Below are 12,942 nucleotides of genomic sequence, written 5' to 3' on the forward strand. Positions count from 1 at the left end.
CAAAAAAACGGCCTGTGCAGCAGGCTGTTTACAGGTAATAGGTTCCCTGCATATACAGTACCGCTTTGCCGGCAATGGTTACCCTGTCGTTTAACGACGTGCACCAGAGATGCCCTTTTCTTTTTGATAGCTGCGCGGCGGTAAGTGCGGGTTTGCCAAGCTCCTTTGCCCAGTAAGGGATCAGTGTTGCATGGGCGGAACCGGTTACCGGGTCTTCGCCGATCACGGAATTGGGTACAAAAAACCGGGATACAAAATCGGTGTCATCGCCCTGGGCAGTGATGATCACGCCGAGTGTTTCAACCTTATTTAAATACTGGAAATCGGGCACCACCTGCACCACTTCCTGCTGCGAGCGATATACGAGGAAATAATCCCGCGAGCGAAGTATTTTGGCGGGTGCGATGGAAAATCCTTTCAGCAGTTCTTCGGGTGGCGTGCAGTTAACCGGCATACGCGCAGGGAAATTCATTTCAAGCAGATCGCCTTTTTTTATTACGGTGAGATCACCGCTTTTCACTGTGTGAAAAAGTATCTGATCGCTCTCATGACCCAGGTGATGAAAAATAATGAATGCAGTAGCCAGGGTGGGATGTCCGGCCAGGTCTATTTCCAGTTCAGGCGTAAACCAGCGGATATCGTAGCTGCCGTCGGGCCGCTTCACAAAAAATGCGGTCTCCGAAAGATTGTTTTCATTGGCAAGCCGCTGCATGGCACTGTCGGGCAGCCATGTCTGAAGGGGACAAACCGCTGCAGGGTTGCCGCCGAATACATGATCGGTAAAAGCATCAACGGTGTATATCGGATAATTCATAGCCGGTTATTGAATCGGCAAGGTAGCGCATAAACGGTAACGGGCGTTTACAAATAAAACACCCGGGAAAATGCGATTGTCAGACCTGGAACACACCCGTTTTGAAATCGCCGGATACCGGGTTCTGGTTGGCTGCATGAATTCCTTCTGCAATCACCTGCCTGGTCTGTAACGGGTCTATGATATTGTCTACCCATAAACGCGCGGCAGCATAGTAAGGCGATGTTTGTTTATCGTAGCGGCTGCGGATGGTGTCGAGCAGTTTTTTTTCTTCCTCTGCCGGCACCGAAGTTCCTTTTGCTTTCATGGCCGCCACCTGAATCTGCAGCAATGTTTTAGCGGCCTGTTCGCCACCCATCACCGCTATCCTGGCTGAGGGCCATGCATAGATAAAACGCGGGTCGTAGGCTTTGCCGCACATGGCATAATTGCCGGCGCCAAAACTGTTTCCTACAATGATCGTGAATTTGGGCACAACGGAATTGGCAACGGCATTCACCAGTTTGGCGCCGTCTTTGATGATGCCGCTCTGCTCGCTGCGGCTTCCTACCATAAAACCGGTCACATCCTGCAGAAACACCAGCGGTATCTTTTTCTGGTTGCAGTTCATGATAAAACGTGCGGCTTTGTCGGCGCTGTCGTTATAGATCACACCGCCTATCTGCATCTCGTTCTTTTTTGTTTTGCTCACCAGGCGCTGGTTGGCAACAATACCCACCGCCCATCCGTCTATTCTTGCATAGCCGCAGAGAATCGTTTTTCCATAATCCTGTTTGAACTGGTCAAACTCGCTGTTGTCAACAATACGCTCAATAATGCCCAGCATATCGTAGGGTTTGGCATTTCCCTCGGGTAGGATGCCGTACAAACCGGCGGCTTCTTTTTTCGGTGCAGCAGGGGTGATCCTGTCGAAGCCCGCGCTGGCAGGGCATCCCAGTTTGCTTACGATCTTTTTGATATGATCCAGGCAGGCTTCTTCTGTTTTGAATTTGTAATCCGCAATACCGCTGATCTCGGTGTGCGTAACCGCGCCGCCAAGGGTTTCGCTGTCTACCTCTTCGCCGATGGCGGCTTTGACAAGGTAGGGGCCTGCAAGGTAAATACTCCCGTTGCCTTCCACCATCAGCGTTTCATCGCTCATAATGGGCAGGTAGGCGCCGCCGGCCACGCATGCACCCATCACGGCCGCTATCTGCGTAATGCCCATTGCGCTCATACGCGCATTGTTGCGGAAGATGCGGCCAAAATGTTCTTTGTCGGGAAAGATATCATCCTGCATGGGCAGGAATACGCCGGCACTATCTACCAGATAAATCACCGGCAGGTGGTTCTCCATGGCAATCTCCTGCATCCTCAGATTTTTTTTGCCGGTAACCGGAAACCAGGCGCCGGCTTTCACTGTCTGGTCGTTGGCAACGATCATGCACTGCCTGCCGCTCACATACCCAAGGCCCGCCACGGTACCGCCCGCAGGACAGCCTCCCTGCTCCTCGTACATCTCAAAACCGGCAAAGCTGCCGAGTTCGATAAAGGGCCGGTCATGATCGCACAGGTAATCGATCCGTTCCCTCGGCGTGCGCTTGTTGCGTTCGTGCTGTTTGTCGATGGCTTTTTTGCCGCCGCCCAGCCGGATCGTTTCCCGGTACCGGTTCATCTGATCGAGGCTTTGCAGCATCCAGTCTTTATTGGGGTTATCCATATTCATGCGAACGGTTGTTAGTTACAAATATAGGCAGCATTCGGGTTGATCGTTCGTTTGGCGGTGGCTGTCTAACCCTGCGGCTGTTTTGATGTGTTTTCTTTACACATTGTTTTATTATCTTAGGGCTCCAAAATGATTTGCATTGCCCAGGAAGAAGTTACCAGCAGAACACAAAAACGATAAGGCTTTGGCTGGCGGGGATACCGGCCGTATACCGCCCGCCGGCGAGGCAAAAAAGCCGGCAGCCGGTTTGCAGAAACTGATTTTCCGGGTGGGTTTTCATACGGAGTTCGGGCAGGAGCTTTTCCTGATGGGCGACCATCCGCTGCTGGGCGGCAACCAGCCCGAGCAGGCCCTGCCCATGCAATATTTTGACGAGGGCAACTGGTACCTGGCAATCGATGTGTCTTCCATCGCGTCGCTCGACCAGAAAATCGTATACAATTATGTTCTCCGCAACGCGGACGGCACTTTTCGCTTTGACTGGGGCACGGATAAATACATCCATCCTTCCAGGGTCAGCGCTGAAGAACTGGTTTGTATAGACGCCTGGAACCATGCAGGTTATTTTGAAAATAGTTTTTACACCGAGCCTTTCCGCAAAGTGCTGCTGAAGGACAACCATACGCCCGTTGTCATTGCATCGCCTGAAAAATACACGCATACCCTGCATGTAAAAACGCCGTTGCTGCCCCGGGGACAAACGCTGTGTGTACTGGGAAGCTGCGCTGCGCTGCGTAACTGGGACGAAGAGCGCCCGCTGCTGATGGCCCGCGCGGCAGGAGAGGATGCGTATGAACTGCCGGTGGACCTGTCGGGAGATAGCTTTCCCATCGCCTACAAATACGGGGTATACGATACGGTTGCCGGGAAGTTTGTGGGTTACGAAGACGGCCGCAACCGCGTGCTGCACGATTCAGGGAAAGCGGGCCGGCAAACGCTGGCCCACGACGGATGGGCGGCCCTGCCCGCCGACACCTGGAAAGGCGCAGGCATTGCCATACCCGTGTTCAGTCTGCGTACCGGGAACAGTTTTGGCATTGGCGAGTTCAGCGATATACCCTTGCTGGTTGACTGGGCCAAAAAAGCCGGTCTTACCATGATCCAGCTGTTGCCGGTGAACGATACAACGGCAACGCATACCTGGATGGATTCCTATCCTTACGCGGCCATCTCGGCTTTTGCGTTGCACCCCATCTACCTCAACCTCGATAAACTTGCCGGCAAAACCAGGGCACTGCAGAAACTGGAGGCGGAGCGTAAACGGCTGAACGCGCTTGACAAAGTGGATTATGAAACCGTTGCCGCACTTAAATGGCAATACATACAAACGGCATATAAGGCATCGGATGGAACCTTTCTGCAGGAGCCCGAATACCAGCAGTATTTTTCGCAGAACCAGCACTGGCTGGTTCCCTATGCCGCATTCTGCTACCTGCGCGATCAGTATGGCACCGTTAATTTTCACCAGTGGCCTGCCTATAAAAAATACGATGAGCAGTCGGTCAGCGAACTGACCGATCCATCTTCCAGGGCGTTTGCAGAAATAGCGCTGCATTATTTTGTACAGTATCACCTGCACAAACAGCTGAAAGAAGCCACTGCGTATGCACATGCAGGCGGACTGATCGTAAAAGGCGATATCGCCATCGGTGTATACCGCTACGGCGCCGATGCCTGGCAGTCGCCCGAACTGTACCATATGGATTTCCAGGCGGGCGCACCGCCGGATGATTTTGCCGTTACGGGGCAGAACTGGGGTTTTCCGACCTACGACTGGGAACGCATGCGCAAAGACGGGTTTGCCTGGTGGAAACAGCGCTTTGAACAGATGAGCGATTATTTCGATGCCTTCCGTATCGATCATATACTGGGGTTCTTCCGTATCTGGAGCATACCCATGGATGCGGTGGAAGGCATCATGGGGCATTTTGTTCCTGCCATACCCGTACATATTTCAGAATTCCACAGCAGGCAGATCTGGTTTGACCATCACCGTTATACCCGGCCCTTTATCAACGATGAAGTATTGCGTGAACTGTTTGGCGCCGACAGTGAACTCGTGAAAAGCCTGTTCCTGAAATACGATGGCTTTGGCCAGTATGCACTCAAACCCGAGTACGATACGCAACGGAAAGTGGAAGCGCATTTCAGCACACTGGAACAGGATACCCTGCATTCGAAAGTGCAGCAGGGACTGTACCAGCTGATCAGCAATGTGCTGCTGTTTGAAGCAGAGAACGGCGAGGCGCAGCAGTACCATTTCCGTTTCGGTATGGAGCATACCAGTTCTTTCCGGCAGCTTGATCCGCATACACAATACCAGCTGAGGGAAGTGTACGTGGATTATTTTTTCCGCAGACAGGACGATTTCTGGATGCGCGAAGCCATGCAGAAACTGCCGGCGCTGAAGCGTGTTACGAATATGCTGGTATGCGGCGAAGACCTGGGTATGGTACCGGCCTGTGTGCCCGATGTAATGAAACAGCTGGGCCTGCTCAGCCTGGAGATACAGCGTATGCCGAAAAATCCTGCCGAGGAATTCTTTCATCCCGCCAATGCACCGTACCTGAGTGTGGTAACACCTTCTACGCATGATATGAGCACGGTTCGCGGCTGGTGGACAGAGGACCGCGAACGCACGCAGCATTTTTACAACCAGCAGCTTGGCCAGCCCGGGGAAGCGCCACAGGATTGCGAAGCCTGGATCAATAAAGCGATCCTGGTGCAGCACCTGTATTCTCCCGCTATGTGGAGCGTGTTTCAGTTGCAGGACCTGCTGGGCATCGATGAAAGCTTACGCAGAAAAGATCCCGTCGAAGAACGCATCAATATACCTGCCAACCCCAGGCATTACTGGCAATACCGCATGCATATCTGTCTTGAACAGCTGCTCGCCGAGGAGTCGTTCAACACGGCCCTGAACAAAATGGTGAAAGACAGCGGCCGGTAGTGCGTCCATGCCTGCGATGGCGGTTTCGGGCTTCTTCTGTTTCTTTGCAAAAAACAACCGCCATTGAAGCTGTACTACCGATCTGTCAGTCTTGCCTTTGAATACCCGTTTACGATCTCCGGCGGCCGCAGCAAAACGCACCAGCCTTCCCTGGTGGTGGCGCTGCAATTGGGCGACCAGGTGGGTTATGGAGAAGCACCGGCCATTGCGTATTACAATGTAACGGTGGAGCAACTGATAGAGACGCTGGAATCGAAAAGAACCCTGGTGGAGAAATTTGCCCTGACGGAGCCCGAGCGCTACTGGCATTACCTGCACCATCTTTTTCCCAACGATCCCTTCCTGGTATGCGCGCTTGATATGGCCTGCTGGGACCTGTTTGGTAAAATGAAAGGGAAACCGCTGTTCCGGCTCTGGAATACAGCCTGGGAGAACACACCTGTCACCGACTACACCATCGGAATCGATACCATTGAAAAAATGGTGGCAAAAATGAAAGCCAAACCATGGCCGGTATATAAGATCAAACTGGGCACGGCCGAAGATATCGGTATCGTGGAAGCCCTGCGCAGACATACCGATGCGGTGCTTCGTGTGGATGCCAACGCCGGCTGGACGGTTGATGAAGCACTGGCGAAAATACCCGCGCTTGCTTCCCTGGGCGTTGAATTCATTGAGCAGCCGCTGGCAAAGGACGACTGGGAGGGGATGAAAATCCTGTACGCCCAATCGCCGCTTCCGTTGTTTGCAGATGAAAGCTGTGTATCGGAAGCAGATGTCAGCAAATGCCAGAACCATTTTCATGGCATCAATATCAAACTCACCAAATGCAGCGGCATCACACCCGCACAGCGGATGATCAGGGAAGCGCGTGCACTGGATATGCAGGTAATGATGGGCAGTATGAACGAATCCTCCATCGGCTCCGCAGCCATCGCCAATTTTCTTCCCCAGCTGGATCATGCAGATATGGACGGCCCTTTGCTGCTGTCAGAAGACCTCGCGACAGGCATCTCGTTCCAGGATGGACAGGTAGGGTTGTCGGGAGCGCCTGGTCTGGGGGTGAGGGTGGTGTGAGAGGTTGCATTGTTATATGGTTAAATGGTTGTATGGCTGCATTGTTTCCAGACAACAATTCAGCCATACAACCATATAGCCATTTAGTAGCAATACCTTCCCGCCGCCTTCCATCCCCCCACTCGCCGATAACCGATCCCGCCCGCGCAATCATTCACAGAACTATAACAGTTGTTAGTATTTCTGGCACCGGCTTTGGATGGTACTGGGTAATAAAAACCATTCTATATGAAAAATTTATTACTCGCAACGGCTTTCGCGGTAGGTGCTTCTCTTTATGCAAATCATACGGAAGCACAGCTGCGTGTGAACGTGAACCTGAATATTGGTCGTCCCAGCTGGGGTATCCCGGGCCAGCAGATGGGTGATTTTTATTACCTGCCCGAGATAGACGCTTATTACGACCTGCAGCGTGCGCAGTTCGTTTATTTCGATAACAGGGGACAATGGATCTATGCACAGCAGTTGCCCGGCTATTATAGGAATTATGACCTGGCACGCGGTTACAAGGTATTTATCAACGATCCCTGTCCGTACGCGCATCCTGATAGGTACAGGAGAAAATACGCCAGGTATTACAATGGATACGGTTACCAGGGCATGATGAACAACAGGCGAAACAAGTGGGAGGATGACGATGACGACGACCGCGACGACCGTTTTAACCGCGGCAGGGGTAACCAGCGATTTGACAACCGACGTTTCGAAGACGGGCGCGATAACGACCGCGACTACGATAACTGGAATGGCGGCGGTCGCTGGAACGGCAGAAGAGGTTAGGTTAATGGCTTCTAATGATTGCGGCGCGGTGGTGTAAAGCCATCGCGCTTTTTTTGCCGTCGGTATGGATTACCGGTTGCCAATTCTTCGTTATTAAGGATCGCTGCGCTACATTTGGTCTTCATTTTTATCTTTTACTGTTCATGACCCCGCAACGATACCAGAAGCTTTGGAATGTACTCAGTAAACGCCAGGCAGGACTGGCGGTGGTGATGGAAAACGTAAACGACCCGCACAATATTTCCGCGGTAATGCGTACCTGCGATGCGGTAGGCATACAGGATATCTACATACTGAACACAAAAATACCCAGGCATAAGAAATTCGGCGCCAAAAGCAGCAGCAGCGCGGCCAAATGGCTGTCTGTTCACCAGTACGAGGATACGCAGGCATGTTTTACCGAGTTGCGGAAACATTACGACAAAATACTGACCACACATCTTTCTTCGGATGCCGTAAGTTTGTATGAGATTGATTTTACGGGAAGGATCGCACTGGTTTTTGGTAATGAACATGCCGGTGTGAGCGAGGAGATCAGGGCATTGGCCGATGGCAATTTTCTGATACCGCAGATGGGCATCATACAAAGCCTGAATATTTCCGTGGCATGCGCCGTCAGTATCTACGAAGCCCTGCGGCAGAAAACCCTGGCGGGGCAGTATGCAGCGCCTTCGCTTCCGGAGCAGAAAAGGGAGACGCTGATGAAAGAATGGGGATTGAACGAAAACAACGCTAATACCGCATTATGAAAAAGATAGGCATCGTTCTGCTGCTGCTCTGCTTCCTGCAGGCACTGCAGGCCCAGGAGATCAAAAAACTGAAAATAGACCAGTTGACCAGGCTCATTGATACGAGCTCCGTTCCCACGGTAGTTACTTTCTGGGCTACCTGGTGCGGCCCCTGTGTACGGGAGATACCCTGGTTTGAAAAAAATGTGGCGGCCTACGGCAAGAAAATAAAGATGCTGCTGGTAAGCATCGACTTCGCCGAAGACTATCCCGTATCCATCCGCGATTTTGCAAAGAAACAGGGATACAAATCGCAGGTGCTATGGCTTAATGAAACCAATGCCGATGTGTTTTGTCCGCGCATCGACAAGAGCTGGGAAGGCGCCATTCCCGCCACCCTGATGGTCAACAACAAAACCAAATACCGCCAGTTCTTCGGCCAGCAATTGCCCGAAGAAAGATTTAAACTGGAACTGGAGAAACTGGTAAAGGAATAGGGGAGAAATCAAAAATTAAAAATCAAAATTCAAAATTTTTTGGCCGCAGATTCGCAGATGTCCCATAATCTGCGGATCTGCGGCCATTTTGAATATTGATTTGTTCGATCCTATACTTCCTCCTCTTCGGCGCTCTGCGTCAGCTGGTTTACGAGGTAGATGCAGACCCAAAGCGCGCCCAGGCTTCCGAGGGCCAGGAAGATGCCGAGGGCATTGTAATTGTTGATACTGTCGGCTAATGCATAGGTGATAAAGAAGAGTACCACCAGAATGATGCTGTTGCGTAAAAATGGACGATACATAAGCAAACGTTTAGGTGAGCAATCGGGATTTACTATGTGATGCCGTTTTTCCGGGATTCCATAAAAAAGGGGAATTAACTGCGTTTGATGCCACAACCCATTGACCGGCTTTCTTTTACCGTTACGGGTTTGCCGGCGGCCATTTCCAGTATCGCTTCCCTTGCATGGTTTCTTTTTACATTGCCCGCGTTGGCGGGGTTATCGTCTATGGCCCCTTTGTATTGCAATTTGTCCGCTGCATCAAAAAGGTATACTTCCGGGGTGCGGCTGGCGCCAAAGGCATTGGCCATTTTTGACTCCTTGTCCAGCACGTAATAAAAACGATAGTCCTCTGTTTTGGCGTACGCCTGCATATCAGCAAAAGAGTCTCCGTCGTCGCGCCCGCCTTCGTTGGAATTGAGCAGGATCACGCCTATCTGGTGCTGTTTTGCAAACGCTGCCAGCTGCCTGGTGCGCGCCCTGTTCTTCATCACATAAGGGCAGGTATTGCAGGAAAACATCACCAGCAGGCCATTCTTCAGCCTGGCGTCGTTCAGCGATACTTCTTTTCCGGAAATATCTTTCATTTCGGTTTGTGCCATTGGGATCTGGCTGCCCAGCGCGAGAGAAGTTTGTTGCGCGCGTAAAACGCTTCCGGTCAGTAAAAAAAGGACTGCTGCGATAACTGTTTTCATATGATCTGGAAATGAATAGTGAATAATCGGCCACCTGTGATGAGGTGCTACTTTTGGTTGTTGGCCTTTGGTCTGTGGCTTTCTTCCCCGAGTGCTTTTTCTTCCAGTTTTGCCTCGTCGCGCTGCATGCGGGCCTCGGCCTCTCTGGTAAGATAAACAATACTTACATTCAATTCAAAGCCGATGAGCAGAATTAACGAATTGATGTAGATCAGCACCATGATGATCAGCACCGTGCCGATGGAGCCGTACACCTTGTTATAGCTGCCGAAATTGTTGACCCAATAAGAGAACAGGGCGATGGTGGCCAGTGTAAGCGCCGTAGCCAGTATGGCGCCGGGTGAACGCAGTTTCCAGCGTTTCCGGATAGAGGGCGCATATTTGTAGATCAGGGCTATACCAAAATAAAGCAGGCCCAGGATGATGGTCCATCGCAGGCCGTTCCACCAGGGAATCCGCTCGGCCCTTTTCATGTTGAAGATTTTCTTGAGTACAAAAACCAGTTGCTCACCGCCCACCAGCAGTGCAAACGTAGAGATCATCACCAGCACGATCAGGAGGAACGTAAGCCGGATGGCCCGCACCCTTTTCTGGAAAAAATACCTTCGCTTCGGTTCATGGATCGATTTGTCGAAACTGCGGATCACACCCATCATGGCATTGGAAGCATAAAAGATCAGCGCCAGGAAGCCGAAAGAAAACACACCCGCATGACCCGTGTTCAGCAGATCGGTGATCAGGTTCCTGATAAGCTGGTAAGTATTGGTGTTTGGCGAGATATCCCTGAATACATTCAGTATTTCCTTCTGCATGTTCTGTGCATTGGGGAAAAACGGTATCAGCGAAAAAAGAAACAGTATGGCTGCAGGCAGGGCCATCACCAGGTTAAAAGAGATCGCTGCCGCCCGCTCGTTGAGTCCCACTTTTTGGACCTGTTTGGTAAAGAACACGATCACATCATACAGCGGCAGGTTCTGGAAACCGGGCAGCACAATGGTCTTGCTTTTCGTAACCAGAAAAGCTCCCGGTGCAGAGTCCCATATCATTTTTTCCAGCTTTGTCAAGACTATAGGTTTTGCTGTTTACGGGCCATGTACGCGTCCAGCGCTTTCTGATAGGCTTTGGCGTAGGTATTGTGTTCGTCGTAGTTACTGCTGAAATGATGGTAGCCGCTGAAATCGCTTTTGGCAACAAAATAGAGATAATCCGTTTTGGGTGCGTCGAGTATGATATCGATTGTTTTGGGCGACGGCGTGCAGATCGGTCCCGGCGGCAGTCCTTTATGCCGGTAGGTATTGTAAGGGGAGGGGTTCACCAGGTATTTTTCATAGATCCTTGTCAGCGCAAAATTGCGCATGGCGTATTTGATGGTGGGGCAGGCCTGCAGCGGCATACCCGTATGCAGGCGGTTTAGGTATACGCTGGCGATCTTGTATTTATCGCTTTCAAAATTGGTCTCTTCGTCCACGATCGATGCAAGGATGTATACCTGCTCAGCGCTTAACCCCAGGGCTTTTGCCTTTTCCTGCCGGTTGTTTCTTTTCCAGAAAGCCTCTTTTGCATCGGAAAGCCTGCGGAGGATACGGCTTACAGAAGTGTTCCAGTAAAACTGGTAGGTATCGGGTATCATCAGCGTGAAAACAGAACCGGTATCCACGCCAAACGGTTTCAGCGAATCCTTCGAACCCAGGAACTTCATCACCGAAGCGGAATCGGGTCTGAAATTCTTGCCGATCAGTCGGGCCAGGTCCTCTTTCAGCCTGATCCGGTTGATCACGAGTTTGTATTCGGCCAGTTTGCCGTTTTTGAGCATACGCGCAATGTTCAGGGCGTTCTCGCCTTTTTTTACCTCGTATTTGCCGGGTCTGATCTTATCCCACACATGCATCCTGGAGGCCACCAGCGAAAAAGCCCAGGCACTGCCGATGATGCCGTTCTTTTTCAATACCGCCGTCACCGAAGCCCGATCGGTCTGTTCTTCCTCTATGATAAACGAATGGCTCTTTTCAGGAAAATCCGTTGCCGGTCCCAGCACTTTCCAGGTGATCAAGCCGGCAGCAAGTAAGAGTAGGATCACGAGGATCGTGAGAAATCTGGCCATACATCAAATTAAATAAAAAACCCTGCCTGAAATGACAGACAGGGTGTTAAATATCGGTGTATTGATCTATTTCTTCAGTGTATCTGCGGGTTTTACAGGAACCGTATTCGCAGGTATGCTGCCCGGTGCAGGTGCAGGTGCAGGTGCGGTTTGGTTGGTAGGCACGTTCTGGAGAGGATTTACGGTGCTTTCGCTGCCGCCTTTCAGGAACAGGGTAGAGAACAGTGCCAGCAGGGCAATGATGCCGGAAAACAGCCAGGTGCCTTTTTCCAGCACATCGGTGGTTTGCTTTACGCCCATGAACTGGTTGCTGAGGCCGCCTACATTTCCTGAAAGTCCGCCACCCTTGGGGTTTTGCACCAGCACCACAAAACCAAGCGCTACAGAAGCGATCACGATCAGGATCAGAAACAGAATGATCATATAATTCCTTTTAATTGTTCGATTCGAGCCGCAAAATAACTGGATTTTTCAGGATTTATGAAACTTAATTTGCCCAGCAGGTGGATAGCTTTTGCCACCTGTCCCTGTTTTACCAGCACTTCGGCCATGGCTTCGGTCAGCACTTCGCGCGAAACATTGGAGGTTTTGGCGATCTCCGCCACCGCGTCTTCCATTTCCGCCGTAGTGCCCAGGTCTGCGCCGGCCTGCCCGGTCTGCGGATTTTTCATTTCTTTCAGCCAGTCGGTGAACTTGCGGAGATGCGAGCTCAGCTTATCCTGCGGCAGCTTGTCCAGGTCGATCTTAATACCCTGCGAGGCAAAATAATCCACCGTATGCAGGCGCTCGCCCTGTGTTTCGATATCCAGTTTGTCGTTGTTGTCCACCGGCTTTTTGAAATCAGCGAACTGCTCCGAAAGAATGTTCGACAGTTTTGTCTCGGCCAGGTTTTCCTGTTCTTCGAGCGCTTCTTCGGGTAAGGTATCCTCTTCTTCCGGGGCCGGTTCTTCGGGTTCGTCCTGTATGGACTGGTTGCGGTCTATATTGCGCATGGTTTCCCGGATCGATTCCAGGGTGGGGATCACCGCTTTTTCTGCTTTGTCTGCAACCACCGCAACACTCGACTGAAGCTGGTACTGCAGCCAGTAGGGATTGCTGAAGTACAGGGCCGTTTTTACCTGCTGCGCCGCTGCGGCGGAAGGGGAGCGCTGCCTGAGTTTGGACGCGAGAAAGAATTGTGCGGGGGCGAAATATGGGTACTGTTCCGCCAGTTGCTGCCAGTATTCAAGCGGTATGCCGGCTTCATCAGAATTGCCGGTTAAATGATGCAACGCTTTTTCCCGGGTATTGTTCATCGGTTAAAAATAGGGATTG

13 protein-coding genes are annotated in these 12,942 nt (G+C 51.5%); 5 read left to right on the forward strand and 8 right to left on the reverse strand.

Annotated features, from left to right (window positions below; genetic code table 11):
- Positions 1–28: 28 nt before the first annotated feature.
- Positions 29–814 carry a PhzF family phenazine biosynthesis protein gene (locus GWC94_RS05045; protein WP_161833945.1) on the reverse strand — a complete coding sequence of 262 codons (786 nt, stop codon included), beginning with the start codon at positions 812–814 and terminating at the stop codon, positions 29–31.
- A 79-nt stretch (positions 815–893) separates the two neighbouring features.
- Complete coding sequence (locus GWC94_RS05050; RefSeq protein WP_161833946.1) at positions 894–2,519, reverse strand: acyl-CoA carboxylase subunit beta; 1,626 nt, start codon at positions 2,517–2,519, stop codon at positions 894–896.
- Between the two features lie 139 nt (positions 2,520–2,658).
- On the opposite strand from GWC94_RS05050, the gene GWC94_RS05055 reads away from it, so the two are divergent.
- The 5 genes from GWC94_RS05055 (at position 2,659) to GWC94_RS05075 (ending at position 8,551) form a co-directional block, all read left to right on the forward strand.
- Entirely contained in the window at positions 2,659–5,469 is a 2,811-nt protein-coding gene (locus GWC94_RS05055) for a 4-alpha-glucanotransferase (RefSeq protein ID WP_235918463.1), read from the forward strand.
- Between the two features lie 63 nt (positions 5,470–5,532).
- The gene (locus GWC94_RS05060) at positions 5,533–6,546 is read left to right on the forward strand and encodes a dipeptide epimerase (RefSeq protein ID WP_161833947.1); all 1,014 of its coding nucleotides are present in this window, start codon (positions 5,533–5,535) and stop codon (positions 6,544–6,546) included.
- Positions 6,547–6,774: 228 nt separating this feature from the next.
- Positions 6,775–7,326 carry a hypothetical protein gene (locus GWC94_RS05065; protein ID WP_161833948.1) on the forward strand — a complete coding sequence of 184 codons (552 nt, stop codon included), beginning with the start codon at positions 6,775–6,777 and terminating at the stop codon, positions 7,324–7,326.
- Positions 7,327–7,469: 143 nt separating this feature from the next.
- Entirely contained in the window at positions 7,470–8,075 is a 606-nt protein-coding gene (locus tag GWC94_RS05070; protein ID WP_161833949.1) for a TrmH family RNA methyltransferase, read from the forward strand.
- The gene (locus GWC94_RS05075) at positions 8,072–8,551 is read left to right on the forward strand and encodes a TlpA disulfide reductase family protein (protein ID WP_161833950.1); all 480 of its coding nucleotides are present in this window, start codon (positions 8,072–8,074) and stop codon (positions 8,549–8,551) included. Before GWC94_RS05070 ends, GWC94_RS05075 begins: the two co-directional genes overlap by 4 nt.
- A gap of 110 nt (positions 8,552–8,661) precedes the next feature.
- On the opposite strand, the gene GWC94_RS05080 is transcribed toward GWC94_RS05075, so the two are convergent.
- The 6 genes from GWC94_RS05080 to GWC94_RS05105 form a co-directional block, all read right to left on the reverse strand.
- Positions 8,662–8,853, reverse strand: a complete 192-nt coding sequence (locus tag GWC94_RS05080) for a hypothetical protein (protein WP_161833951.1) — start codon at positions 8,851–8,853, stop codon at positions 8,662–8,664.
- A gap of 74 nt (positions 8,854–8,927) precedes the next feature.
- Positions 8,928–9,527 carry a thioredoxin family protein gene (locus GWC94_RS05085; protein ID WP_161833952.1) on the reverse strand — a complete coding sequence of 200 codons (600 nt, stop codon included), beginning with the start codon at positions 9,525–9,527 and terminating at the stop codon, positions 8,928–8,930.
- 47 nt (positions 9,528–9,574) lie between these two features.
- Positions 9,575–10,591, reverse strand: coding sequence for a YihY/virulence factor BrkB family protein (locus GWC94_RS05090; RefSeq protein ID WP_161833953.1), 1,017 nt, complete (start codon positions 10,589–10,591; stop codon positions 9,575–9,577).
- A 2-nt stretch (positions 10,592–10,593) separates the two neighbouring features.
- A complete protein-coding gene (gene mltG, locus GWC94_RS05095) occupies positions 10,594–11,628 on the reverse strand; it encodes an endolytic transglycosylase MltG (RefSeq protein ID WP_161833954.1) in 1,035 nt (344 codons plus the stop codon).
- Positions 11,629–11,694: 66 nt separating this feature from the next.
- Complete coding sequence (secG, locus tag GWC94_RS05100) at positions 11,695–12,051, reverse strand: preprotein translocase subunit SecG (RefSeq protein ID WP_161833955.1); 357 nt, start codon at positions 12,049–12,051, stop codon at positions 11,695–11,697.
- Complete coding sequence (locus tag GWC94_RS05105; protein WP_161833956.1) at positions 12,048–12,923, reverse strand: hypothetical protein; 876 nt, start codon at positions 12,921–12,923, stop codon at positions 12,048–12,050. The genes secG and GWC94_RS05105 overlap by 4 nt, the downstream gene beginning before the upstream one ends.
- Between the last annotated feature and the right edge of the window lie 19 nt (positions 12,924–12,942).

This window comes from Sediminibacterium soli (assembly GCF_009939225.1).
Lineage (GTDB): Bacteria > Bacteroidota > Bacteroidia > Chitinophagales > Chitinophagaceae > Sediminibacterium > Sediminibacterium soli.